At 40.3% G+C, this 22,820-nt stretch carries 36 protein-coding genes; all 36 read right to left on the minus strand.

Annotated features, from left to right (window positions below; genetic code table 11):
* Positions 1-229 precede the first annotated feature (229 nt).
* The 36 genes from truA to NSQ62_RS20435 all read right to left on the minus strand — a co-directional run bounded on the left by truA (position 230) and on the right by NSQ62_RS20435 (position 22,766).
* Positions 230-970, minus strand: coding sequence for a tRNA pseudouridine(38-40) synthase TruA (gene truA / locus NSQ62_RS20260; RefSeq protein ID WP_341321828.1), 741 nt, complete (start codon positions 968-970; stop codon positions 230-232).
* A gap of 10 nt (positions 971-980) precedes the next feature.
* The gene (locus NSQ62_RS20265; protein ID WP_341321829.1) at positions 981-1,778 is read right to left on the minus strand and encodes an energy-coupling factor transporter transmembrane protein EcfT; all 798 of its coding nucleotides are present in this window, start codon (positions 1,776-1,778) and stop codon (positions 981-983) included.
* The gene (locus tag NSQ62_RS20270; protein ID WP_341321830.1) at positions 1,775-2,647 is read right to left on the minus strand and encodes an energy-coupling factor ABC transporter ATP-binding protein; all 873 of its coding nucleotides are present in this window, start codon (positions 2,645-2,647) and stop codon (positions 1,775-1,777) included. The genes NSQ62_RS20265 and NSQ62_RS20270 overlap by 4 nt, the downstream gene beginning before the upstream one ends.
* A complete protein-coding gene (locus NSQ62_RS20275) occupies positions 2,623-3,468 on the minus strand; it encodes an energy-coupling factor ABC transporter ATP-binding protein (protein WP_341323987.1) in 846 nt (281 codons plus the stop codon). The genes NSQ62_RS20270 and NSQ62_RS20275 overlap by 25 nt, the downstream gene beginning before the upstream one ends.
* Before the next feature lie 438 nt (positions 3,469-3,906).
* Entirely contained in the window at positions 3,907-4,284 is a 378-nt protein-coding gene (gene rplQ, locus NSQ62_RS20280; RefSeq protein ID WP_008406715.1) for a 50S ribosomal protein L17, read from the minus strand.
* A 57-nt stretch (positions 4,285-4,341) separates the two neighbouring features.
* Positions 4,342-5,286, minus strand: coding sequence for a DNA-directed RNA polymerase subunit alpha (locus NSQ62_RS20285; protein WP_336046396.1), 945 nt, complete (start codon positions 5,284-5,286; stop codon positions 4,342-4,344).
* A gap of 146 nt (positions 5,287-5,432) precedes the next feature.
* The gene (gene rpsK / locus NSQ62_RS20290) at positions 5,433-5,822 is read right to left on the minus strand and encodes a 30S ribosomal protein S11 (protein ID WP_341321831.1); all 390 of its coding nucleotides are present in this window, start codon (positions 5,820-5,822) and stop codon (positions 5,433-5,435) included.
* A gap of 26 nt (positions 5,823-5,848) precedes the next feature.
* Positions 5,849-6,214 (minus strand): 30S ribosomal protein S13, encoded by a 366-nt coding sequence (rpsM, locus tag NSQ62_RS20295; RefSeq protein ID WP_241370759.1) that lies wholly within the window; start codon positions 6,212-6,214, stop codon positions 5,849-5,851.
* Between the two features lie 24 nt (positions 6,215-6,238).
* The gene (gene rpmJ / locus NSQ62_RS20300) at positions 6,239-6,352 is read right to left on the minus strand and encodes a 50S ribosomal protein L36 (protein WP_000868344.1); all 114 of its coding nucleotides are present in this window, start codon (positions 6,350-6,352) and stop codon (positions 6,239-6,241) included.
* Between the two features lie 37 nt (positions 6,353-6,389).
* Positions 6,390-6,608 carry a translation initiation factor IF-1 gene (gene infA, locus NSQ62_RS20305; protein ID WP_016839390.1) on the minus strand — a complete coding sequence of 73 codons (219 nt, stop codon included), beginning with the start codon at positions 6,606-6,608 and terminating at the stop codon, positions 6,390-6,392.
* 415 nt (positions 6,609-7,023) lie between these two features.
* Entirely contained in the window at positions 7,024-7,677 is a 654-nt protein-coding gene (locus tag NSQ62_RS20310) for an adenylate kinase (RefSeq protein WP_341321832.1), read from the minus strand.
* 59 nt (positions 7,678-7,736) lie between these two features.
* The gene (secY, locus tag NSQ62_RS20315) at positions 7,737-9,032 is read right to left on the minus strand and encodes a preprotein translocase subunit SecY (protein ID WP_341321833.1); all 1,296 of its coding nucleotides are present in this window, start codon (positions 9,030-9,032) and stop codon (positions 7,737-7,739) included.
* A complete protein-coding gene (gene rplO / locus NSQ62_RS20320; protein WP_341321834.1) occupies positions 9,032-9,472 on the minus strand; it encodes a 50S ribosomal protein L15 in 441 nt (146 codons plus the stop codon). The genes secY and rplO overlap by 1 nt, the downstream gene beginning before the upstream one ends.
* Positions 9,473-9,506: 34 nt before the next feature.
* Positions 9,507-9,689: a 50S ribosomal protein L30 gene (gene rpmD, locus NSQ62_RS20325; protein WP_341323988.1), complete on the minus strand. Its 183-nt coding sequence runs from the start codon at positions 9,687-9,689 to the stop codon at positions 9,507-9,509.
* Between the two features lie 10 nt (positions 9,690-9,699).
* Positions 9,700-10,200, minus strand: coding sequence for a 30S ribosomal protein S5 (gene rpsE / locus NSQ62_RS20330; protein ID WP_099425582.1), 501 nt, complete (start codon positions 10,198-10,200; stop codon positions 9,700-9,702).
* A gap of 21 nt (positions 10,201-10,221) precedes the next feature.
* Positions 10,222-10,581, minus strand: coding sequence for a 50S ribosomal protein L18 (gene rplR, locus NSQ62_RS20335; RefSeq protein ID WP_341321835.1), 360 nt, complete (start codon positions 10,579-10,581; stop codon positions 10,222-10,224).
* A 41-nt stretch (positions 10,582-10,622) separates the two neighbouring features.
* Positions 10,623-11,162, minus strand: a complete 540-nt coding sequence (rplF, locus tag NSQ62_RS20340) for a 50S ribosomal protein L6 (protein WP_341321836.1) — start codon at positions 11,160-11,162, stop codon at positions 10,623-10,625.
* A gap of 31 nt (positions 11,163-11,193) precedes the next feature.
* Entirely contained in the window at positions 11,194-11,592 is a 399-nt protein-coding gene (gene rpsH / locus NSQ62_RS20345) for a 30S ribosomal protein S8 (protein ID WP_341321837.1), read from the minus strand.
* A 29-nt stretch (positions 11,593-11,621) separates the two neighbouring features.
* Entirely contained in the window at positions 11,622-11,807 is a 186-nt protein-coding gene (gene rpsN, locus NSQ62_RS20350) for a 30S ribosomal protein S14 (RefSeq protein WP_008406949.1), read from the minus strand.
* A gap of 21 nt (positions 11,808-11,828) precedes the next feature.
* Positions 11,829-12,368, minus strand: a complete 540-nt coding sequence (gene rplE, locus NSQ62_RS20355; RefSeq protein WP_341321838.1) for a 50S ribosomal protein L5 — start codon at positions 12,366-12,368, stop codon at positions 11,829-11,831.
* Between the two features lie 28 nt (positions 12,369-12,396).
* A complete protein-coding gene (gene rplX, locus NSQ62_RS20360) occupies positions 12,397-12,705 on the minus strand; it encodes a 50S ribosomal protein L24 (protein ID WP_341321839.1) in 309 nt (102 codons plus the stop codon).
* A gap of 37 nt (positions 12,706-12,742) precedes the next feature.
* Positions 12,743-13,111 carry a 50S ribosomal protein L14 gene (gene rplN, locus NSQ62_RS20365; RefSeq protein ID WP_008406955.1) on the minus strand — a complete coding sequence of 123 codons (369 nt, stop codon included), beginning with the start codon at positions 13,109-13,111 and terminating at the stop codon, positions 12,743-12,745.
* A 46-nt stretch (positions 13,112-13,157) separates the two neighbouring features.
* The gene (rpsQ, locus tag NSQ62_RS20370; protein ID WP_341321840.1) at positions 13,158-13,421 is read right to left on the minus strand and encodes a 30S ribosomal protein S17; all 264 of its coding nucleotides are present in this window, start codon (positions 13,419-13,421) and stop codon (positions 13,158-13,160) included.
* A gap of 17 nt (positions 13,422-13,438) precedes the next feature.
* A complete protein-coding gene (gene rpmC / locus NSQ62_RS20375) occupies positions 13,439-13,639 on the minus strand; it encodes a 50S ribosomal protein L29 (protein ID WP_004233646.1) in 201 nt (66 codons plus the stop codon).
* Positions 13,629-14,063: a 50S ribosomal protein L16 gene (rplP, locus tag NSQ62_RS20380; RefSeq protein WP_341321841.1), complete on the minus strand. Its 435-nt coding sequence runs from the start codon at positions 14,061-14,063 to the stop codon at positions 13,629-13,631. Before rplP ends, rpmC begins: the two co-directional genes overlap by 11 nt.
* A 1-nt stretch (position 14,064) precedes the next feature.
* On the minus strand, positions 14,065-14,721 hold the full coding sequence (gene rpsC, locus NSQ62_RS20385) for a 30S ribosomal protein S3 (RefSeq protein WP_341321842.1): 657 nt from the start codon (positions 14,719-14,721) through the stop codon (positions 14,065-14,067).
* 3 nt (positions 14,722-14,724) lie between these two features.
* Complete coding sequence (gene rplV / locus NSQ62_RS20390) at positions 14,725-15,069, minus strand: 50S ribosomal protein L22 (RefSeq protein WP_191701159.1); 345 nt, start codon at positions 15,067-15,069, stop codon at positions 14,725-14,727.
* A gap of 22 nt (positions 15,070-15,091) precedes the next feature.
* Positions 15,092-15,370 (minus strand): 30S ribosomal protein S19, encoded by a 279-nt coding sequence (gene rpsS / locus NSQ62_RS20395; RefSeq protein ID WP_241370746.1) that lies wholly within the window; start codon positions 15,368-15,370, stop codon positions 15,092-15,094.
* A gap of 60 nt (positions 15,371-15,430) precedes the next feature.
* Entirely contained in the window at positions 15,431-16,261 is an 831-nt protein-coding gene (gene rplB, locus NSQ62_RS20400; protein ID WP_341321843.1) for a 50S ribosomal protein L2, read from the minus strand.
* Positions 16,262-16,297: 36 nt separating this feature from the next.
* Positions 16,298-16,582, minus strand: a complete 285-nt coding sequence (gene rplW / locus NSQ62_RS20405) for a 50S ribosomal protein L23 (RefSeq protein ID WP_008406966.1) — start codon at positions 16,580-16,582, stop codon at positions 16,298-16,300.
* Positions 16,582-17,205 (minus strand): 50S ribosomal protein L4, encoded by a 624-nt coding sequence (rplD, locus tag NSQ62_RS20410; protein ID WP_341321844.1) that lies wholly within the window; start codon positions 17,203-17,205, stop codon positions 16,582-16,584. Before rplD ends, rplW begins: the two co-directional genes overlap by 1 nt.
* 26 nt (positions 17,206-17,231) lie before the next feature.
* A complete protein-coding gene (gene rplC / locus NSQ62_RS20415) occupies positions 17,232-17,861 on the minus strand; it encodes a 50S ribosomal protein L3 (protein WP_341321845.1) in 630 nt (209 codons plus the stop codon).
* A 50-nt stretch (positions 17,862-17,911) separates the two neighbouring features.
* Positions 17,912-18,220: a 30S ribosomal protein S10 gene (gene rpsJ, locus NSQ62_RS20420; protein ID WP_008406970.1), complete on the minus strand. Its 309-nt coding sequence runs from the start codon at positions 18,218-18,220 to the stop codon at positions 17,912-17,914.
* Positions 18,221-18,596: 376 nt separating this feature from the next.
* On the minus strand, positions 18,597-19,916 hold the full coding sequence (locus tag NSQ62_RS20425; protein ID WP_341321846.1) for a Na+/H+ antiporter NhaC family protein: 1,320 nt from the start codon (positions 19,914-19,916) through the stop codon (positions 18,597-18,599).
* Between the two features lie 128 nt (positions 19,917-20,044).
* A complete protein-coding gene (locus NSQ62_RS20430; protein ID WP_341321847.1) occupies positions 20,045-22,015 on the minus strand; it encodes an FtsX-like permease family protein in 1,971 nt (656 codons plus the stop codon).
* The gene (locus NSQ62_RS20435) at positions 22,005-22,766 is read right to left on the minus strand and encodes an ABC transporter ATP-binding protein (protein ID WP_341321848.1); all 762 of its coding nucleotides are present in this window, start codon (positions 22,764-22,766) and stop codon (positions 22,005-22,007) included. The genes NSQ62_RS20430 and NSQ62_RS20435 overlap by 11 nt, the downstream gene beginning before the upstream one ends.
* Between the last annotated feature and the right edge of the window lie 54 nt (positions 22,767-22,820).

Raw genomic sequence — 22,820 nt, forward strand, 5'->3', positions numbered from 1 at the left:
CTCCTAATCGATATAAAATTACCGTTATTTTTCATTATTCTACACTTATAAGTTTTCGGGGCTTATTATTGTGGTGGTAATGAAAATACCATACATCATCTTATAATAATCCTGTACATAAGTCAAGGTATTTAATCGAACACCTGGAAAGGTTGTTAACGCCTTGATTGATGCCTGTTTCGCCCGATTTCCTAAAAAAAATTCAGGTATTCTGAAAAAAATTTTTCATTTATTCATAGAAAACTTGTTCCAAATACAGTCCATGTGCAGGGGCGGTTTTTCCTGCCTGCGCACGGTCCATTGACGCAATTGCCTCCGCAACGGAATCCACTTCCCGGCGACCCGTCCCTACTTCCCATAACGTACCGGCAATAATGCGTACCATGTTATATAAGAAGCCTGTTCCAGCGATCGTCATATGCAGTTCTTCTCCGTGCCATGTAAGCTCGATTCCGTGCACTGTACGCACTTTATCGACAACGCTTGTATTCGCTGCACAAAAACAGCTAAAATCATGTGTGCCAATAACGGCATTTGCCGCACGCTGCATCGCTTCAACGTCTGGCTTAACCCCAGTTGTCTCTACCGTGTAATGACGGCGAAACGGGCTCTGTACGACGTTACAATCCCATATATAACGATAGCGCTTGCCTGATACGTCAAAACGTGCGTGAAAATCATCTGCTACTTCTTCAACCGCTAAAACGCGAATATCACGAGGCAGCTGCACATTTAATGCCTTTTGATATTTATCAGCAGGAATCCTAAGCGGTGTATCAAAATGAATGACCTGACCTGTTGCATGGACGCGCGCATCGGTACGACCACTTGCCGTGATTTTCACCATATCGCCCTTATGCATGACCTTTAATACTTTTTCTATTTCAAGCTGGACGGTACGCTCCCCTGGCTGCACTTGGTAGCCGGCAAACTGTGTCCCGTCATAGCTAATTGTTGCTTTTAATCTCATCGGTCTTCTCCTAGCTACGCAGCATAAATAGTATAACCGCAACTACCACAAGTAGCACTAAGCTAATTGTATCTCTCGCTGTCCATTTAAGCTGACGATATTTCGTACGCCCTTCACCGCCGCGGTAGCCACGTACTTCCATAGCAGTCGCTAAATCCTCAGCACGTTTAAACGCACTGACAAAGAGTGGCACTAGTAATGGCACAACCGCCTTTAAACGATCCTTAATTGGCCCTGCACTTAAATCAGAACCACGCGCCATTTGTGCTTTCATAATTTTATCCGTTTCATCCATTAAGGTTGGAATGAAGCGCAGTGAAATTGACATCATTAACGCAAGTTCATGGACTGGTAACTTAAATCGCTTAAACGGATTCAATAATGTCTCAAGTCCATCCGTAATCGAAATCGGTGACGTTGTTAACGTTAAAATTGACGTCATAAACACTAGTACTAAAAAACGTAGCGATATAAAAACACCTTGGCGTAACCCATCCTCATAGATTTTCACAAAGCCTAAATCTAATAGGACAGCCCCTCCTTTTGTCATGAGCAAATGTAGCACGAGCGTAAAGACCATCAAAAAGATAACGGGCTTTAGGCCATTTATTAAAAAGTATAGACGAATTTTAGATAACACAACCACAAATAACGTCAGTGCTAATAGAATCGCATACGTGATAACATTGTTTGCTAAAAACACAACCACGATAAACGCAAAGACAAATAATAGCTTCGAACGTGGATCTAGCTTATGGACGAATGAATCCCCCGGAATATAGCGTCCGAAAATCATTTTTTCCATCATACCTCATCACGCTCCTTTCGAACAACTTGGCCAATTTCTAAGGCCAGCTCTTCTTCCGTTAAGCATGTTTGATGAAGTCGCGTCCCAAGCATTTTCTCAACTTTACGTTGAAACTTCACAACACGTGGTGGTTCTAGACCGTATTTCGCGAGCATTTGTTCATCCCCAAAAATCTCACGTGGTTCCCCAACAAGTACCGAAACACCTTCATGCATAATCGCCACGTAATCTGCATAACGTGCCGCATCTTCCATACTATGCGTTACGAGAATTGTCGTTAAGCCCTTTTGTTTATGCAAATTATAGAATAAGTCCATCATCTCTTTTTGCCCACGAGGATCAAGCCCCGCTGTCGGTTCGTCCAACACAATCACTTCAGGCTCCATGGCAAGCACCCCTGCAATTGCTACACGACGCATCTGCCCACCTGATAAATCAAATGGTGACTTCTCTAACACACTCTCCGGTAGGCCAACAAGCTTGATTAACTCACGTGCACGTTTCTCTGCTTCTTCTTGTGAAATACCGAAGTTCATTGGACCAAAAATAATGTCCTTTAATACCGTTTCTTCAAATAGCTGATGCTCTGGGAACTGAAAGACAATACCAACCCTTTGGCGGATTGGTTTTAAATCCTTGGCCTTCTTACCCGCTTCAATCATTCTGTCTCCTACCTTGACAACACCTTCAGACGGCTTTAATAGCCCGTTAAAATGCTGTAAAATGGTCGACTTCCCTGAGCCAGTATGGCCGATAATTGCCTGGTAGCTACCGCTTTGAATTGTCAAATTCACATCATAGAGTGCATACTTTTCAAACGGTGTCCCCTTTGAATAGGCATAGCTTACTTGTTGAAGTTGGATGTCCATAAATCATTCACCAGCTCTTCTTCTGTCATATGTTGCCCAACAAGCGAAACGCCCTGTGCTTGTAAGAGCTTCGTCATTTTCATCGCAAACGGTAAATCTAAGCCGAATTTCACGAGCTCATCTCCGAGTGCAAAAATCTCAGACGGTGTGCCCTGTGCATACTTTTTACCAGCATTCATGAAAATAATACGATCTGCAAGTAGCGCCTCTTCTAAATCATGCGTAATCGCTAGTACCGTTAAGCCAATTTCCTTACGTAGCGACTCCACAATATTTAACACTTCCTCACGCCCTTGTGGATCGAGCATCGAAGTTGCTTCATCTAAAATTAGAATTTGTGGTTGCATCGCTAATGCACCTGCAATTGCGACACGCTGCTTTTGTCCACCTGATAAATGATGCGGCTCATGATTCATGAACTTCTCCATCTTTACCTGTTGCAGTGCCGTCTTCACACGTTGCACCATTTCTTCATGCGGTACCCCGTTATTTTCTAGAGAAAAAGCCACGTCATCTTGTACAGTAGCCCCTACGAATTGGTTATCTGGATTTTGAAACACCATGCCCATTTGCGCACGAATGTCCCATATATTTTCTTCCGTTAAAACATCATATTTTATACGCACTTCACCTTGCTGTGGAAATAATAGACCGCTCATGAGCTTAGCCATCGTGGATTTACCTGAACCGTTATGGCCAACAATCGCAATCCACTCACCTTTATTAATCGAGAACGTTACATCCTCTACAGCATTTCGTGCGTCTTTGTCTTCAGGTGTATAAGAAAATGTCACATTATTAAATGATAAAATTTCGTCCATCATCGCCACGTTTGCCTCATTTCCATTGCTATTTCTTCATTTGGTGCATCTATTGCCCAGGAAATAACAATTTTTATCGACATATATAAAAATAAAGCACGTTTTCAAACAAGTTTTGCCCCGTAAGGCTACCTATTTAAACGTACTTTATGTTTGCATATGTATGGGAAATCAGGGAATCACCCCTTCATTCCAAATAAAAAGCGCGCACCTCATTCAGAGAAATGCGCTTGTCGTTACATTTACATAATACCCCGGTGCTCAAGCCAGAATATTTGTTGAATGAGGTGCGGAGAGCTAAACGAGTCGCCTAAGTTTCCTTATCGCTCATCATAACGCTCAGCTTAATTATTGTCGTATAAATCTTTTATTGAAAAAAGAGGGGTGCGGGTTCAACCGGTGAACCGGACACCCCCCTCACCTGTATGTTAAGAAGAATTAAACTAATTCAATAACTACTACTGGTGCGCCGTCTCCACGACGAGGACCTACTTTAAGGATACGAGTGTAACCACCTTGACGCTCCGCATAACGAGGTGCGATATCATCAAATAATTTTTGAAGTGCGAAAACAGTTTTTTCTTCTTCGCCTTCTCCAACTGTTACTAGCTCGCGACGGATGAATGCTGCTGCCTGACGACGAGCGTGTAAATCACCGCGTTTACCTAAAGTAATCATTTTTTCAACAGCTTTACGAGTTTCTTTAGCACGCGCTTCAGTAGTTTCGATGCGCTCGTTGATGATTAAATCAGTAGCTAAGTCACGTAGTAATGCTTTACGTTGAGAACTTGTACGACCAAGTTTTCTGTAACCCATGGACGTTTACCTCCTTTTAAGATATATCTGATCTAGCTAAATTTTATAGTTTTTCGCTTAGTCTTCTTTACGTAATCCTAAACCAAGCTCTTCTAACTTATGCTTAACTTCTTCAAGAGACTTGCGACCAAGGTTACGAACCTTCATCATATCGTCTTCTGACTTGTTAGCTAATTCTAGAACCGTATTGATTCCAGCACGCTTTAAGCAGTTGTAAGAACGAACAGAAAGATCAAGTTCTTCGATAGTCATCTCTAATACTTTTTCTTTTTGATCTTCTTCTTTTTCGACCATGATTTCAGCTGTTTGTGCCTCGTTAGTCATGCCTACGAAGATATTTAAGTGTTCAGTTAAAATTTTCGCTCCAAGTGAAATCGCCTCTTTAGGACCGATGCTGCCATCTGTCCATACATCAAGTGATAACTTGTCGTAGTCAGAATTTTGTCCAACACGAGTGTTCTCTACTTGGAAGTTGACGCGTGAAACTGGAGTGTAAATAGAGTCGATCGGGATCACGCCGATAGGAAGATCCTCACGTTTGTTTTGATCAGCAGGAGTATAACCACGACCACGTTGTGCATACATACGCATGCGTAAGTGTCCGTTTTTAGCGATCGTTGCGATATATAGATCTGGGTTTAAAATTTCTACGTCGCTGTCATGTGTAATGTCAGCTGCAGTAACCGAACCGTCACCCTTTACATCAATCTCAATAACTTTTTCTTCGTCAGAGTAGATTTTTAAAGCTAGCTTTTTCACGTTTAAGATAATTGAAGCAACATCTTCTACTACGCCTTCTACAGTTGAGAATTCGTGTAATACGCCATCAATTTGAATTGATGTTACAGCAGCTCCAGGTAAAGAAGACAGAAGGATACGACGTAAAGAATTTCCCAAAGTATTACCATATCCGCGTTCAAGCGGTTCTACAACAAATTTGCCGTACTTGGCATCTTCGCTAATCTCCACTGTTTCAATCTTTGGTTTTTCAATTTCGATCATTCCAATTTACCCTCCTTCAAAACATCTAATGTATAGGTCAAACCATCATAGTTGACAATCTAAGTTAGATTATTATAATGCACAAGACTATTGTACAAGTAACATGATGTATACCTAGAAGTAATTATACCCCTAAGTCTCACCTATTACACACGACGACGTTTTGGCGGACGGCAACCGTTATGAGGAACTGGAGTAACGTCTTTAATAGCAGTTACATCTAATCCAGCCGCTTGAAGTGCACGAATTGCAGCTTCACGACCTGAACCAGGACCTTTAACTGTAACTTCTAGAGTTTTAATACCATGCTCCATAGAAGTTTTTGCAGCTGTTTCAGCAGCCATTTGAGCTGCGAATGGAGTAGATTTACGTGAACCACGGAAACCTAAAGCACCAGCTGATGACCATGATAACGCGTTACCTTGTGTATCAGTGATCGTTACGATTGTATTGTTGAATGTAGAACGGATGTGAGCGATACCAGATTCGATATTCTTTTTCACACGACGTTTACGAGTTTGTTGTTTACGAGCCATGTTAAGAAGGAACCTCCTTTACTTAATTATTTTTTCTTGTTAGCTACAGTCTTACGAGGACCTTTACGCGTACGCGCATTGTTCTTCGTGTTTTGACCGCGAACCGGTAAACCACGACGGTGACGGATACCACGGAATGAAGCGATTTCCATTAAACGTTTGATGTTTAAAGAAACTTCACGACGTAAGTCACCTTCAGTTTTGTATGAAGCTAATTGTTCACGGATAAGGTTTAATTGATCTTCTGTTAAGTCTTTCACGCGAGTACTTTCGTCAATACCTGCAGCTGCTAATACTTTAGAAGAAGTTGTTTTACCTACACCGTAGATGTAAGTTAATGAAATTACAACGCGTTTATCGCGAGGAATGTCAACACCAGCAATACGTGCCATTCGTTAGTGCACCTCCTTGATTAATTATCCTTGTTTTTGTTTGTGTTTAGGATTTTCACAGATTACCATTACTTTACCGCGTCGGCGAATTACTTTACATTTTTCGCAGATCGGTTTCACAGATGGTCTCACTTTCATCTAACCTAACCTCCTTAATAGTCCGGAGTGCAAAAGATTATTTAAAACGGTATGTGATACGACCGCGAGTTAAATCATAAGGAGATAACTCAATAGTAACCTTATCTCCAGGTAGGATACGGATAAAATGCATACGAATCTTTCCAGAAACGTGTGCAAGCACAGTGTGCCCATTTTCTAATTCTACCTTAAACATCGCGTTTGGCAAAGTCTCAACAACTGTCCCTTCGACTTCAATAACATCGTCTTTCGCCATCTTCATAGTCTCCCTTCTATATGTTAATATCAAAACTCATGCGAGCTCTTGCAACTGTTTTCTCCTAATAAAGAAGCAACTCGTTTCAACATATGGTTTGGATTGCATGAGAGATGTACAATAAGACGCTCGTCTGGTTTCGCTTCACACAATCCATGGAAAAACAGTTTCTATTAAGAACCGCATCCCAATATGTTAACACGATAGCCGGAATGTCTTGATGAGAGATTCATACCCGTTACACAGATGCTTCCACGAAACCCATTATACGTTACAAAGATGTCACCACACTAGAAAAGTGCTCAACCTTTATATTATATACCAGGCACAATATGCTTTTGCAACTCTCAAGAAATTATGTTTCGTTGTTGCCTCCGCATGAATACCGCGAAAGCTGTCTAGCGCCCGACGGATATTAGCTGCGGCTGCCCTGCAATAGAGCGTCAAGATCAGCAAAAACTTTTGAGATTTCTTGCTGTCCGTTAATATTTGTAAGTACATCCTTTGCTTGATAGAAATCAAGTAGAGGTTGTGCTTGGTTCATATTTACTTCCAGACGATTTGCTACAGTTTCGGGATTGTCATCCGCACGTGTGTATAACTCGCCACCATCTTTATCACATTTTCCTTCCTCTTTTGAAGGATTGAAAATTAAGTGATAAGATGTACCACAAGTTTTACAAATACGACGGCCACTTAAACGTGCAATTAATTCTTCTTTTTCAACTTGAACATTAATGGTATGTTCAACTGGACGACCTAATTCTTCAAGGATGCTATCTAAAGCTTCAGCTTGAGGAACTGTACGTGGGAATCCATCTAGTAAGAATCCTTTTTCGCAGTCAGATTGTGAAAGACGCTCACGAACAATGCCAATCGTTACTTCATCAGGAACTAAAGCCCCTTGATCCATAAACGATTTAGCTTGTAACCCAAGTTCAGTGCCTTCTTTGATGGCAGCACGGAACATGTCGCCTGTAGAAATATGAGGGATTGCGTACTTCTCAACAATTTTGTCAGCCTGAGTACCTTTACCAGCACCAGGAAGACCCATTAAAACGATATTCATACGATTGCTCCCCCTTAAGCTATGCCGGCAAGGAAACGAAAATGTTTCCTAAACCTGCACTATTTCATAAAGCCTTTATAATGACGTTTCACTAATTGCGACTCTAACTGTTTCATTGTTTCTAATGCTACACCAACTACGATAATCATACTTGTTCCCCCGATTTGAGCCGAAGCTGGCAGGTTCATAAAGTTAATGAATAAAATTGGCATAACCGAAATAACGACTAAGAAGATTGCCCCAACGAATGTTAGTCGATAAAGAACTTTAGTCAAATAAGCTTGAGTGTCATTACCTGGGCGAATACCCGGGATATAAGCACCTTGCTTTTTCAAGTTGTCCGCTACATTTTCTGGGTTCACCTGAATGAACGCATAGAAGTATGTAAACGCCACGATTAATGCAATATAGATTAACATCCCCACAGGTTTTGTATAATCAAATGTGTTCGTAATGAACGCTGTTACATTATTATCGCCAAAGAATGTCGCTAAAGTTTGTGGTGTTACGATAAACGCTACTGCGAAGATTACCGGAATAACCCCTGCAGCATTTACTTTTAACGGTAAATGCGTTGCCTGTGCACCAACTTTAGGTGAGTTCCCTGCAACTCGTTTTGCATATTGAATCGGAATTTTACGCAACGCTTGTTGGATGTAAATAACTCCTACTACAACAGCAAGTAGCACTAAAACCAATAAAGCTAAGATTGCGATGTTAATAAATAACTGCTCTCCAGCTCCTTCAATTTGTTGTGCATAAATTTGGTTTACTACATTTGGCATGCCAGCTACGATACCCGCGAAGATAACGATAGAAATACCATTACCTACACCGTGTGCAGTAATTTGTTCAGATAACCAAAGTAGGAAAGCTGTACCGCCAGTTAACACGACAGAGATCATTAAATACGATTGGATACTAGTATCTGTAATCAACGATCCACCATAGAACTGGTTAAAACCAAAGCTCATAGCGAAAGATTGAATGAACGCTAATATAATCGTGAAATAACGAGTGAATTGAGCCAACTTACGTCGACCAACGTCACCTTGTTTCGCCCATTCTGAAAACTTAGGAACAACGTCCATTTGTAATAACTGAACAATAATTGAGGCTGTGATGTATGGCATAATCCCCATCGCAAAGATCGAGAAGTTTGCTAATGCACCACCGCCAAACGTATTTAGGAAACCAACTAAGTTGAACTCGTCAGTTGCCTGTAATACATTTGCGTCAACGTTTGGTACCGGGATAAATGTCCCGATACGATAAACGATTAACATTAAAAGTGTAAAGATGATTTTATTTCGTATATCTCGAACGCGCATAAAGTTAGAGATTGTCTGAAACATTAGATCACCTCAGTAGTTCCGCCAGCATTCTCAATTGCTTCTTTAGCTGAAGCAGAGAATTTGTGAGCCTTAACTGTAAGCTTAACGTTTACAGTACCATGACCTAGAATTTTAATTCCAGAACGTTCGTTGCTCACGATTCCTGTTTCTAGTAATAATGCAGGTGTTACTTCTGCACCATCTTCAAAACGGTTTAATGCATCAAGGTTAACGATAGCGTATTCTTTACGGTTAATGTTCGTAAAGCCACGTTTAGGTATACGACGGAATAATGGGTTTTGACCCCCCTCGAATCCTGGGCGAACGCCGCCGCCAGAACGAGCGTTTTGACCTTTATGACCTCTACCTGAAGTTTTACCGTTACCAGAACCGATACCACGACCAACGCGGTTACGTACTTTACGTGAACCTTCTGCTGGTTTTAACTCATGAAGTTTCATATGGGTGGCACCTCCTTGTTCATATATAATGAGATTAAATTTCTTTTACAGTAACTAAGTGAGCTACTTTTGTGATCATACCGCGGATTGCAACATTATCAGCTTGCTCCACAGTTTGATTTAATTTACGTAATCCTAATGCCTCAACAACTTTACGTTGGTTCGGTTTAGTACCGATTACAGACTTTGTAAGGGTGATTTGTAATTTAGCCATTATAATTCCCCCCTTATCCTAATAACTCTTCCACTGATTTACCGCGTAGTTTTGCTACATCTTCTGCGCGTTTTAATTCAGTTAAACCTGCTACAGTTGCACGCACCATGTTGATTGGTGTGTTTGAACCAAGAGATTTTGAAAGAATATCAGTAATACCAGCAAGTTCAAGTACAGCACGTACTGGACCACCAGCGATAACTCCTGTACCAGGAGCTGCAGGTTTGATTAAGATTGAACCTGCACCGAAGCGACCTTGCACTAAGTGTGGAGTAGTTCCACCCACGCGTGGTACTTCGATTAAGTTTTTCTTCGCGTCTTCAACAGCCTTGCGGATTGCGTCTGGAACCTCTTGGGCTTTACCAGTACCGAAACCTACATGACCATTTTTATCTCCAACTACTACTAGAGCAGTGAAGCGGAAGCGACGACCACCTTTTACAACTTTAGCAACACGGTTGATTGTTACAACGCGTTCTTCAAGTTCTAGTTTGTTTGCGTCAATGCGACTCATGAAGTATGTCCCTCCTTCTTATTAAAATTCTAAGCCGTTTTCACGTGCAGCTTCAGCTAAAGCTTTAACACGTCCATGATATAAGTAACCGCTACGGTCAAATACTACAGTTGTAATATTTTTTTCAGCAGCGCGTTTAGCGATTGTTTCACCGATTTTAGATGCCGCTTCTACGTTTGCGCCCATACTTTCGAAAGCTTTTTCTTGAGTATTAGCAGAAACTAAAGTTACGCCAGCTACGTCATCGATTAGTTGTGCATAGATGTTCTTGTTAGAACGGAATACGTTTAAACGTGGACGTTGTGCAGTACCCGAAATTTTAGAACGAACACGCCCATGACGTTTTTTACGAACTTGATTTTTATCTTGTTTCGTAATCACAGTGGTCACTCCTTTCAAATATTAATGCGATTTAGGCCGCATTATTTACCAGTTTTACCTTCTTTGCGGCGAACGAATTCACCTTCGTAACGAATACCTTTACCTTTATACGGCTCTGGTGGACGTACGTCGCGGATGTTAGATGCTAAAGCACCAACACGCTCTTTAGAAATACCTTTAACGATGATCTTCGTGTTCGAAGGAACTTCGACCTCTAAACCTTCTTCAGGTGTAAACTCAACTGGGTGAGAATAACCAACGTTTAATACAAGCTTGTTGCCTTGTAAAGACGCACGGTAACCTACACCGATAAGTTCTAGAGAACGAGTGAATCCTTCAGAAACACCAGTTACCATGTTAGCTAATAACGCACGAGTTGTACCGTGGTTAGTACGGTGTTCTTTCGATTCAGAAGGACGAACAACAGATACTGTGTTGCCTTCTTGCTCGATTTTCATATCTTGATGGAATTGACGAGTTAATTCGCCTTTTGGACCTTTAACAGTAACGATGTTTTCAGCTTTCACTTCAACAGTTACGTTAGCAGGAACCTCGATAATTTTTTTACCTACGCGAGACATTTATGTTGCACCTCCGTTCTTTTCTTACTAATTACCAAATGTATGCTAAGATTTCTCCGCCAACTTGTTTAGCGCGAGCTTCTTTGTCAGTTAATAAACCTTGTGAAGTAGATACTAAAGCGATACCAAGACCGTTTAATACTTTAGGTACTTCGTTTGTTTTAGCATATACACGTAAACCTGGTTTAGAAATACGTTTTAAGCCAGTGATAACACGCTCGTTCTCTTTACCATATTTTAAGAAAATACGGATGATACCTTGCTTGTTGTCTTCTGCGTATTCTACGTCACGTACGAAACCTTCACGCTTTAAAATTTCAGCGATTTCTTTCTTTAAGTTAGAAGCAGGAAGCTCTAACTTCTCGTGACGCACCATGTTTGCATTACGAATGCGTGTAAGCATATCTGCAATCGGATCTGTCATTGTCATGAAATTTACCTCCTTCCCAAATTAGGGGATTACCAGCTGGCTTTCTTAACGCCAGGAATTTGTCCCTTATATGCAAGTTCACGGAAACAAATACGGCAAAGTTTAAATTTGCGATATACAGAGTGTGGACGGCCACAGCGTTCACAACGTGTATATTCTTGTACTTTGAACTTTTGCGTGCGTTGTTGTTTAACGATCATTGATTTTTTAGCCACGTCTTCGCCCTCCTTATTTTATTACTTTTGGAACGGCATTCCGAACTGTGTTAATAACTCGCGAGCTTCTTCATCAGAATTCGCAGTAGTTACGATAACGATGTCCATACCGCGTACTTTCGAAACTTTATCGTAATCGATTTCCGGGAAAATTAATTGTTCTTTAACACCTAGTGTGTAGTTACCGCGACCGTCGAATGCTTTTTTAGAAACACCGCGGAAGTCACGTACACGTGGTAAAGATACTGCAATTAGTTTGTCCAAGAATTCATACATACGCTCACCGCGTAATGTAACTTTAGCACCGATCGCTTGACCTTCACGTAAACGGAAACCTGCGATAGATTTTTTCGCTTTAGTTACTACTGGTTTTTGACCTGTGATCATTGTTAATTCTTCTACAGCTACGTCTAAAGCTTTAGAGTTTTGAACAGCGTCACCTACACCCATGTTGATAACGATTTTATCAACTTTTGGGATTTGCATAACTGATTTATATTCAAACTTGCTCATAAGAGCAGTTGACACTTCATTTAAATATTTTTCTTTTAGGCGGCTCATGTGTGTACCTCCCTTCTCATTTTTACTGTTAGTCGATTACTACACCTGATTTTTTTGCAACACGAACTTTTTTGCCATCTTTGATCTCATAACCTACACGAGTCGGCTCGCCAGATTTTGGATCGATAAGCATTACGTTCGAAACGTGGATTGCAGCTTCTTGAGATACAATTCCACCTTGTGGGTTCAGTTGGTTAGGTTTAACGTGTTTTTTAACGATGCTTACTCCTTCAACAAGAACACGGTCTTGTTTTGGGAAAGCTGCTAAAACAACGCCTTCTTTGCCTTTATCCTTACCAGTAATTACTTTTACTTTATCGCCCTTTTTAACATGCATAATGTGTCGCACCTCCTTGATTGGTACTGTCATGAAATTAAAGAACTTCTGGAGCTAGAGAAACGATTTTCATGAAGTTGCCATCACGTAATTCACGTGCAACTGGTCCGAAAATACGAGTTCCGCGTGGTGATTTATCATCTTTGATAATTACGCAAGCATTTTCATCAAATTTAATGTAGGTACCATCTTTACGACGAGCACCTGATTTAGTGCGAACGATAACAGCCTTAACAACGTCACCTTTTTTGACAACGCCACCTGGTGTTGCTTTCTTAACTGTACAAACAACGATATCACCGATGTTCGCAGTTTTACGTCCAGAACCACCAAGTACTTTAATAGTTAAAACTTCGCGTGCACCTGAGTTGTCAGCAACTTTCATACGACTTTCTTGTTGGATCACTTAGGTTACCTCCCTTCGGAAACTTTTTTTATTCCGAAATGTGTTATTAAATAATAACCGCTTTTTCTACAACTTCCACTAAACGGAAGCGCTTAGTAGCTGATAGCGGGCGAGTTTCCATGATACGTACGATATCACCGATATTCGCAGTGTTTTGCTCATCATGAGCCTTATACTTTTTAGAGTATTTTACACGTTTGCCATAAAGCTTATGCTTTTTATGAGTTTCAACTAAAACAGTAATTGTTTTATCCATTTTATCTGAAACTACACGACCCGTGTAAACTTTGCGTTGGTTACGCTCAGTCATACTAGAACCCTCCTTTATCAGTTATTTGCACTGATTTCTCTTTCACGAATCACAGTTTTCATACGTGCGATCGCTTTACGAACTTCACGGATGCGAGCTGTGTTTTCTAATTGACCAGTCGCCAATTGGAAGCGAAGGTTGAAAAGCTCTTCTTTCAGTGATTTTACTTTTAACTCAATTTCAGAAGTGGCAAGGTCACGGATTTCATTAGCTTTCATTAGATTCACCACCAGTTTCTTGACGTTTTACAATTTTAGTTTTTACAGGAAGCTTGTGTGATGCTAAACGAAGTGCTTCACGTGCGATCTCTTCAGATACACCAGCGATTTCGAACATTACTTTTCCTGGTTTTACTACTGCTACCCAGCCTTCAGGAGAACCTTTACCAGAACCCATGCGGACTTCTAGAGGCTTTTTCGTGTACGGCTTATGAGGGAAGATTTTAATCCAAACTTTACCGCCACGTTTCATGTAACGAGTCATTGCGATACGAGCAGATTCGATTTGACGGTTAGTAATCCAAGATGCAGTTACAGCTTGTAAGCCAAACTCACCGAATGATACTTCTTTACCGCCTTTCGCTTCTCCACGCATGTTACCACGGTGTTCACGACGATATTTTACGCGTTTAGGTAATAACATATTATTTGCCTCCTTCCACAGAGTTCTTTTTAGTAGGAAGAACTTCTCCACGGTAGATCCAAACTTTAACGCCTAGTTTACCGTAAGTTGTATCAGCTTCAGCATGTGCATAATCAATGTCAGCACGTAATGTATGAAGAGGTACAGTTCCTTCGCTATAGTGTTCAGCACGCGCGATATCAGCGCCACCTAAACGACCAGATACTTGTGTTTTAATACCTTTTGCTCCAGCGCGCATTGTGCGTTGGATCGATTGTTTTTGAGCACGACGGAATGATACGCGGTTCTCAAGTTGACGAGCAATATTTTCAGCTACTAATTTAGCATCAAGATCTGCACGTTTAATTTCAATGATATTGATGTGAACGCGTTTGCCAGTTACGTTAGTTAAGTGTTTACGTAAGTTTTCAACTTCCGTACCACCTTTACCGATTACCATACCTGGTTTCGCAGTGTGAATTGTAACATTCACGCGACTTGCAGCGCGTTCGATTTCTACTTTAGATACAGATGCATCTTTAAGTTGAGTTTCGATATATTTACGAATTTTGATATCTTCATGTAAAAGATTAGCATAATCTTTTTCAGCGAACCACTTTGATTCCCAGTCACGAATAATACCAACACGAAGTCCTATTGGATGTACTTTTTGACCCACGGATTAAACCCCCTTCTTCTCAGATACCACGATTGTAATGTGGCTAGTACGTTTGTTAATTGCCGATGCACGACCTTGGGCACGTGGACGGAAACGTTTTAATGTTGGACCTTCATCTACAAAGATTTCAGATACAACTAAGTTGTTAATGTCTAACTCGTAGTTGTGTTCAGCGTTAGCGACTGCAGATTTTAATACTTTCTCAACGACTGGAGACGCCGCTTTTGGAGTATGACGTAAAATTGCAACTGCTTCACCGATTTGCTTACCTCGGATTAAGTCTACTACTAGACGTACTTTACGAGGAGCGATACGAACTGTGCGAGCGATAGCTTTAGCTTGTGTCATTAGGATTTACCTCCTCTCAAAATTAGCGTCTTGTTTTCTTGTCATCTGCACCGTGACCTTTATAAGTACGTGTTGGTGCGAATTCACCTAGTTTATGGCCTACCATATCTTCAGTTACGTATACAGGAACATGTTTACGTCCGTCATATACAGCGATTGTTAAACCGATGAAGTTAGGGAAAATAGTAGAACGGCGAGACCAAGTTTTAATAACCTGTTTTTTCTCAGAAGCCTCTTGAGCTACCACCTTTTTCATAAGGTGATCGTCTGCAAAAGGGCCTTTTTTCATGCTGCGACCCATTTAGGAACCTCCCTCCGTGATACGACCACGGCTCTCAAATAGAACCGTAGTATTACCACATTATTTTTTACGTCCACGAATAATAAATTTAGATGATTTATTTTTCTTGTTACGAGTTTTGTAACCAAGAGTTGGTTTACCCCATGGCGTCATTGGAGATTTACGTCCGATTGGAGAACGTCCTTCACCACCACCGTGTGGGTGATCGTTAGGGTTCATTACAGAACCACGTACTGTTGGGCGTTTACCTAACCAACGAGAACGACCTGCTTTACCGATGTTAATAAGTTCGTGTTGTTCGTTACCAACTTGACCGATTGTAGCACGGCAGTTAGCAAGGATTAAACGTACTTCACCAGATTGTAGACGTACGATAACGTATTTGCCTTCACGACCTAATACTTGAGCTGATGTACCAGCAGAACGTACTAATTGTCCACCTTTACCAGGTTTCATTTCGATGTTATGGATAGTTGTACCCATTGGAATGTTTACTAATGGTAATGCGTTACCTACTTTGATATCCGCTTCTGGACCTGAAAGAATAGTTTGACCTACTTCTAATCCTTTTGGAGCTAAGATGTAACGTTTTTCACCATCAGCATAGTTAATTAAAGCGATGTTCGCAGAACGGTTTGGATCGTACTCGATTGTAGCAACGCGTCCTGGAATGCCGTCTTTAAGACGTTTAAAATCGATAACACGGTATTGTTTCTTGTGACCACCACCGTGGTGTCGAACAGTAATTTTACCCTGGTTGTTACGGCCAGCTTTGCGTTTGATTGGTTTTAATAAAGATTTTTCAGGTTTATTAGTAGTAATCTCAGCAAAGTCAGATGACGTCATGTTACGACGACCATTTGAGGTTGGCTTATACTTTTTAATCGCCATTTGTTTTCCCTCCTTCTTAAATGTTACTATATATAATTAGATTTCGAATAATTCGATTTCTTTAGAATCAGCAGTTAATTTAACAATCGCTTTACGACGTTTGTTAGTGTATCCACCGAATTTACCAACGCGTTTGAACTTACCTTTGTAGTTCATAACGTTTACTTTCTCAACTTTAACGCCGAAAATTTCTTCAACAGCGTCTTTAACTTGAGTTTTGTTAGCGCGAGTGTCTACTTCGAAAGTATACTTTTTCTCTGCCATAATTTCTGAAGAACGCTCAGTAATGACTGGACGTTTTAAAATATCACGTGCTTCCATTATCCAAGCACCTCCTCAACTTTTTTCACAGCATCTTGAGTGAATACAACTTTATCGTGACCTAAAAGATCAAGAACGTTGATTCCAGAAGCTGTTAACACTGTAACACCTGGGATGTTACGGGCAGATAAAATAGCGTTTTCGTTAACTTCAGCAGTTACGAATAATGCTTTTTTGTTGATTTCTAATGCAGCTAATACTGATTTGAAATCTTTTGTTTTTGGTGCATTGAAAGTTAATGCATCAAGAACTACTACGTTTTGTTCTAACACTTTAGCTGATAAAGCTGATTTAAGAGCTAAACGACGAACTTTTTTAGGTAGTTTGTAAGCGTAGCTACGTTGAGTAGGACCGAATACAACACCACCGCCACGCCATTGTGGAGAGCGGATAGAACCTTGACGAGCACGACCAGTTCCTTTTTGACGCCATGGCTTACGACCACCACCAGCAACTTCAGAACGGTTTTTAACTTTGTGATTACCTTGACGTAGAGAAGCACGTTGAGCAACTACTGCGTCGAATAATACTGCTTCATTTGGCTCGATTCCGAAAATCGCATCGTTTAATTCGATTTCGCCTACTGAAGCACCTGTTTGACTAAGTACAGATACTTTTGTCATTCCTGTTTCCTCCTTTCTTGAGAGAATTATTTAGATTTAATAGCAGTCTTAACTGTTACTAACGCTTTTTTAGAACCAGGAACATTACCTTTAACTAATAATAGGTTACGTTCAACATCAACCTTAACGATTTCAAGGTTTTGGATTGTTTTAACGACAGCACCCATTTGACCAGGTAATTTCTTTTGTTTGAATACGCGGTTCGGAGCAACTGGACCCATTGAACCAGGACGACGGTGGTAACGAGAACCGTGAGACATAGGTCCGCGAGATTGGCCATGGCGTTTAATTACACCTTGGAAACCTTTACCTTTAGTAACACCAGTTACATCAATTACATCGCCTTCTGCGAAAATTTCTACGTTGACTTCTTGACCAACTTCGTAAGCCGTAGTATCTAAATTACGGAACTCACGGATGAAGCGCTTAGGAGCCGTGTTTGCTTTTGCTACGTGTCCTTGTTCTGGTTTGTTAGAAAGCTTAATACGCTTGTCTTCAAAACCAACTTGGATTGCTTCGTAGCCGTCTGTTTCAACAGTTTTCTTTTGTAAAACTACGTTTGGCGTAGCTTCGATTACTGTTACTGGGATAAGATCTCCGTTTTCAGCGAAAACTTGAGTCATACCAATTTTTCTACCTAAGATTCCTTTAGTCATTTGTCACACCTCCTGTAAATTTTTAAAAAGTTTATATTGTGTTTTTACCATTAAAGTTTGATTTCGATATCAACGCCAGATGGTAAATCAAGCTTCATTAACGCATCAACAGTTTGTGGTGTCGGGTTAACGATGTCGATAAGACGTTTGTGTGTGCGCATTTCAAATTGCTCACGAGAATCTTTGTACTTATGAACCGCACGTAAGATTGTATAAACAGATCTTTCAGTAGGTAGTGGAATCGGACCCGATACACCAGCACCTGAACGTTTCGCAGTTTCAACGATTTTCTCAGCAGATTGATCAAGGATACGATGATCATACGCTTTTAAACGAATACGAATTTTTTGTTTTGCCATTACTTTCCCTCCTTCTCGCCTATTTTCTAGACATTCTCCACGAAAATTTCTCCGTCACACCGCCATGGCAAAGCGGCCGGGTGTGTCGGCAACCTCTCGCTTCTTAGCAGTCAAAGACCAACATTGAACATTATACACAGTAAAAAAGAAATTCGCAAGTGTTTTAGCAAAATTCTTTATTTGATAATGTTTAATTCTTTATATTCTATATCATTCGCTCTTTTGAGCCGTTACCTAGTATATAAGAGTATTCGTCTGAAAGCAACTGAAAAGAAATCGAAATCCATTAGATAAAATATTCTGAAAACACCATGCTTTCTCGTTTCTAGACCTACAAAAAATCGTCACCCTCTTTTCATAAAGGGTGACGACATTATTATAGGAAGAAAACCACTGCAAGCCATCCAAAAATGATTTGTGGTATGTTATAAAAGATGAAGGTTGGTACGCACGTATCCCAAATGTGATTGTGCTGCCCATCAACATTTAAACCAGCTGTTGGCCCAAGTGTCGAGTCTGATGCTGGTGAACCGGCATCCCCAAGTACACCCGCTGTACCGATTAAACAAATAATCGCAAGTTCACTTAAACCTAGCTCTATTGCAATAGGAACAAAGATTGCTGCGATAATTGGAATCGTTGCAAATGAAGAACCGATTCCCATTGTTACGATTAACCCAACTACTAGCATAACAAATACAGCAATACTCACATTACCACCAAAGATATCCATCGCCCCTGCAACTAGAGGTTCAACATCACCAGTTGCATTAATAACTGCTGAGAATCCATTTGCTGAAATCATTACGAAGCCAACGAACGCCATCATACGCATTCCATCTGAAAGCACGTTATCTGCTTCTTTCACTTTTAAGGCACCCGTTACATATAAAATGATAATCCCAGCAAGCGAACCCATAATCATCGAATCCGTTGGAATTTGAACTGCTAGCGATGCTACTAATGCTATTGCAGCAAATACTAAGTTACGTGTTTTTACTTCTTTATCTAATGCAGTTGATGCGTCCATTTCGATATCTTGATAGATACGTGGTTTACGGTACGCTATAAATGCTCCTATAAGCCCTACAGCCATCCCTAAGGCCACAATCGCCATTGCCTTAGGAACATCACCCATCGTCACCTCAAGACCTGCTAGCCCCATTTGTGTAACGATAATGTCCTGATAAATCAAACCGAAGCCCGCTGGAATAAACATATACGGCATAATTAAACCAAACGTTAAAATCGCTACGATTAAACGACGATCAATTTGCAGCATATTCATTAACTTAATCATCGGCGGAACGATTAAAGGAATAAACGCAATATGCACAGGAATTAAATTTTGTGACATAATCGCCATCGCAAGTAGTGTCACAAAGATTAATGCTTTGGCAGCACCCTTTCTTTGTGAATCGCCTTCATGTTGTACTAACTTTAAAATTGCCTTTACCAATACTTCCGGTACGCCTGTACGTGAAATCGCCAATGCGAATCCACCAAGTAACGCGTAGCTAAGTGCAATCGTTGCACCGCCTCCTAAACCGTCCGTAAATGCCTTAATTGTTTCTGTAATATTTAAACCACCAGTAAGACCACCGACAATGGCTCCTACTGTTAATGATAAAACAACATTGATACGCAGTAAGCTCAAAATAAGCATGACCCCGACCGCTACTAAAACAGCATTCATATTATACACACTTCACTTTCGTCTGCTAAATTACTAATGTGTTAAAGTTACAAGAAAAACTGTTTATCGTCAATAATTTTACACAGAAAAAAACCGTCAATTCAGCAATAATTGACGGTTTTGAGATATTATAAAGCTTGTTTAATTATTTTTTTGTAATAATTTATTGTTAGTATGGCAAATACAACGTACATCGCAATATATAAAGACATTGTAATGACTAAAGGTGTCACGAGTTCTGTACCAAACATAAACCACCCTGATTTGACTGCAAAATAGCTGTGTAACAAGCCAATTAGTAAGGGTACACCAAAGTTAAAGAGCTGCTTTAACATAATGCCACGTAAAACTTCCTGCTCCGTAAAGCCAATTTTACGAAGAATCGTATAGGAAGCTGCTTCCTCATCCGCCTCTGACATTTGTTTAAAGTATAAAATGCTCCCGGTTGCGAGTAAGAAGGCTAGTCCTAAAAAGGCTGTGACAAAAATCGTTGTCCCAAATAGATTCAAGTTATCTTGTTTCACCGCTTCTTGAGAACTTAACTTTGAACCTTCTTTTAACAAATTCGCATTTGTTGTTTTATACAAATTCTCAATTTGCTGTTGGTGTGCATTCATCTGTGTTTCATCGATTTGAATGGCAGTTTGCACTATATATGGTACGCGCACATTTGCTGCTGTATTTGCTACTTTAATTTGCTCAAACACCGCATCATTCACTACAAATACAGGGGAACTCGATGTTAAACGCCACGATAAAATCGCATCTTCATGTACCGCTTTAATCACTTTTTGAGACTGCTCCCCCGCAATAAAAACCTTCATTTGCTTGCCTGGATCAATCGCTGCAAATTTTGCGCTAAAGCCGTTATATGAAGTTACTACAATTTCATCATTTTTCAGTACTAACTCTGGATAGAAACGTGTGTAATCCGCTAGTGACACAACATATGAAGTAGAAATCGTTTGTCCATTCATCGTCTCCACGAGGTAGTCTGGTAAAAAATCTGCATTATCGATTTCAATTTGCTCTAAATGAATTGCCTCTGTTTGATAAGAAATCCCTTGTTCATCTAATGCACCTAAGAAAGCTGTTTCATTGCCATTGACCGCAATATAATCCCCCGGTACTTCCTGTTCTGCTGTTGCCTGTGATGAATAATAGCTAATGTAAGATAACGTGGTAATCGCTAATGAAAAAGCCGTCATCACGGTAATAAGTGTTAATGATTTCGAGTTGCTCTTCATACGGTGCATAATCGGTGTAAGCGCCAAGACATCGCCTAATGATAAATGGCCTTGTTTACGTGATCGGAAAATATTCAGCACAAATGCTACTGAAAAACGGAATACTAAAAACGTACCGCCAATCGTTGTTGCTAAAATAAGTAGCATATTCGTAAATAAGTCGCCACCCGACTCGGCTGAAAATAAAATCGTGCTCTTGTAATAGCCATATGCGATTAACGCGAGACCGATTACGCCCATTACCATATTTAACAAACTAAAACGCTTCACCTTTTCGTCTGTTTGCTTCGATTGATTAAAGAGTGCAAGTAATGTTGTACGATGCACCATCCACGCCATTTGAATTAAAATAATGACAAGTAAAAGTCCAAACATCAGCGCTGTACTCACTACAGCCTCTGAACGGAATGTCATTTTTACAACCGCTTCAAAATTTAAGACTTTCAATAAAATCATCGCAAACAATCGTGAGCTCAGTAAGCCAATACCCATTCCAATTACTACAGAACCAGCAAAAATCACAATGTTTTCTAACACGATCAATCGAATGACTAACCCTTTCGTCATCCCAATAAGCTGATACAACCCAATTTCTTTACTACGACGACGGATGAATAAGTGATTCGCATACAAGACGAATACTAAAACAATCGCATACAGCATATATGTCGCTGCCCCAAAACCCGCTGAAGCCGATCCACTTCTTGTCGTTGCTTCAATAACAGAAGGATTGTACTGCAATGTCTCAAATGAAAAATACAGCGTTACACTAAAAATCAGTGCAAAGAAATATAAATAGTAATGCCTAATATTTTTCAGCATACTTTTGAAAACAAGCTGACTAAGCTTCACTTTGCTCACCGCCTAAAACACTTTGCGTACTTAAAATTTGTTGGAAAAACTCCGTGCGTGATTTATCACCCTTATAGAGCTCGGTATAAATTTGCCCATCCTTTAAAAACAGTACACGTGAACAGAAGCTCGCTGCCACAGCATCATGTGTCACCATCATAATCGTTGCCTGTTTTGCTTTGTTAATTTTTGATAGATTATCAAGTAATGCTGTTGCTGATTTTGAATCGAGCGCTCCTGTAGGCTCATCGGCAAATACTAATGATGGATTTGAAATCAGTGCACGCGCAGCTGACGTTCGCTGCTTTTGACCACCTGAAATTTCATTTGGATATTTCGTTAAAATATCTTCAATTCCTAAAACTTTCACAAGTTCCTGTAAGCGATGTTCCGCTGCTGCTCTTGGGATTGAGCTAAGTGATAACGGTAATAGGATATTTTCTTTTACTGTTAGTGTATCTAATAAATTATAATCCTGAAAAATAAAGCCCAACTCGTCACGGCGGAACTTTGCTAAGGCACGCTCTTTCATACCTTGTAATTTTTGTCCGTTAATTTCAACGAGCCCGTCTGTTACTTGGTCAATCGAGCATAAAACGTTTAATAATGTCGTTTTCCCTGAGCCCGACGAACCCATAATCCCGACAAACTCGCCCTTTTCCACTTCTAAATCAATACCCTTTAATACTTCTTGCGCAAGTGTACGCTTGCCATATGTTTTTCGAACTTTACGTGCAATTAAAATACTCATGTTCAATCTCCCTTTCCTCTTGCTCTTGTTAATTCTATTGTACCTATCCAAAGC

Source organism: Solibacillus sp. FSL H8-0523 (assembly GCF_038051985.1).
In the GTDB taxonomy this organism is placed as follows: Bacteria; Bacillota; Bacilli; order Bacillales_A; family Planococcaceae; genus Solibacillus.

Coding starts and splice junctions, on each gene's coding strand:
- truA (WP_341321828.1), bottom strand. CDS start 970: ATGAGATTAAAAGCAACAATTAGCTATGACGGGACACAGTTTGCCGGC.
- NSQ62_RS20265 (WP_341321829.1), bottom strand. CDS start 1,778: ATGATGGAAAAAATGATTTTCGGACGCTATATTCCGGGGGATTCATTC.
- NSQ62_RS20270 (WP_341321830.1), bottom strand. CDS start 2,647: ATGGACATCCAACTTCAACAAGTAAGCTATGCCTATTCAAAGGGGACA.
- NSQ62_RS20275 (WP_341323987.1), bottom strand. CDS start 3,468: ATGGACGAAATTTTATCATTTAATAATGTGACATTTTCTTATACACCT.
- rplQ (WP_008406715.1), bottom strand. CDS start 4,284: ATGGGTTACAGAAAACTTGGTCGTACAAGTTCTCAACGTAAAGCATTA.
- NSQ62_RS20285 (WP_336046396.1), bottom strand. CDS start 5,286: ATGATCGAAATTGAAAAACCAAAGATTGAAACAGTGGAGATTAGCGAA.
- rpsK (WP_341321831.1), bottom strand. CDS start 5,822: ATGGCTCGTAAACAACAAACTCGTAAACGTCGTGTGAAAAAGAATATC.
- rpsM (WP_241370759.1), bottom strand. CDS start 6,214: ATGGCACGTATTGCTGGTGTTGACATTCCTCGCGATAAACGCGTTGTA.
- rpmJ (WP_000868344.1), bottom strand. CDS start 6,352: ATGAAAGTGAGACCATCTGTGAAACCGATCTGCGAAAAATGTAAAGTA.
- infA (WP_016839390.1), bottom strand. CDS start 6,608: ATGGCGAAAGACGATGTTATTGAAGTCGAAGGGACAGTTGTTGAGACT.
- NSQ62_RS20310 (WP_341321832.1), bottom strand. CDS start 7,677: ATGAATATCGTTTTAATGGGTCTTCCTGGTGCTGGTAAAGGTACTCAG.
- secY (WP_341321833.1), bottom strand. CDS start 9,032: ATGTTTCAGACAATCTCTAACTTTATGCGCGTTCGAGATATACGAAAT.
- rplO (WP_341321834.1), bottom strand. CDS start 9,472: ATGAAACTTCATGAGTTAAAACCAGCAGAAGGTTCACGTAAAGTACGT.
- rpsE (WP_099425582.1), bottom strand. CDS start 10,200: ATGAGTCGCATTGACGCAAACAAACTAGAACTTGAAGAACGCGTTGTA.
- rplF (WP_341321836.1), bottom strand. CDS start 11,162: ATGTCTCGCGTAGGTAAAAAAATTATCGAGGTTCCTGCTAACGTAACT.
- rpsH (WP_341321837.1), bottom strand. CDS start 11,592: ATGACAATGACAGATCCGATTGCAGATATGCTTACACGCATTCGTAAT.
- rplE (WP_341321838.1), bottom strand. CDS start 12,368: ATGAGCCGCCTAAAAGAAAAATATTTAAATGAAGTGTCAACTGCTCTT.
- rplX (WP_341321839.1), bottom strand. CDS start 12,705: ATGCATGTTAAAAAGGGCGATAAAGTAAAAGTAATTACTGGTAAGGAT.
- rpsQ (WP_341321840.1), bottom strand. CDS start 13,421: ATGACTGAGCGTAACCAACGCAAAGTTTACACGGGTCGTGTAGTTTCA.
- rpmC (WP_004233646.1), bottom strand. CDS start 13,639: ATGAAAGCTAATGAAATCCGTGACCTTGCCACTTCTGAAATTGAGTTA.
- rplP (WP_341321841.1), bottom strand. CDS start 14,063: ATGTTATTACCTAAACGCGTAAAATATCGTCGTGAACACCGTGGTAAC.
- rplV (WP_191701159.1), bottom strand. CDS start 15,069: ATGACACAAGCTAAAGCTATCGCTCGCACAGTTCGTATCGCTCCTCGT.
- rpsS (WP_241370746.1), bottom strand. CDS start 15,370: ATGGGTCGCAGCATGAAAAAAGGCCCTTTTGCAGACGATCACCTTATG.
- rplB (WP_341321843.1), bottom strand. CDS start 16,261: ATGGCGATTAAAAAGTATAAGCCAACCTCAAATGGTCGTCGTAACATG.
- rplW (WP_008406966.1), bottom strand. CDS start 16,582: ATGGAAGCACGTGATATTTTAAAACGTCCAGTCATTACTGAGCGTTCT.
- rplD (WP_341321844.1), bottom strand. CDS start 17,205: ATGACAAAAGTATCTGTACTTAGTCAAACAGGTGCTTCAGTAGGCGAA.
- rplC (WP_341321845.1), bottom strand. CDS start 17,861: ATGACTAAAGGAATCTTAGGTAGAAAAATTGGTATGACTCAAGTTTTC.
- rpsJ (WP_008406970.1), bottom strand. CDS start 18,220: ATGGCAAAACAAAAAATTCGTATTCGTTTAAAAGCGTATGATCATCGT.
- NSQ62_RS20425 (WP_341321846.1), bottom strand. CDS start 19,916: ATGAATGCTGTTTTAGTAGCGGTCGGGGTCATGCTTATTTTGAGCTTA.
- NSQ62_RS20435 (WP_341321848.1), bottom strand. CDS start 22,766: ATGAGTATTTTAATTGCACGTAAAGTTCGAAAAACATATGGCAAGCGT.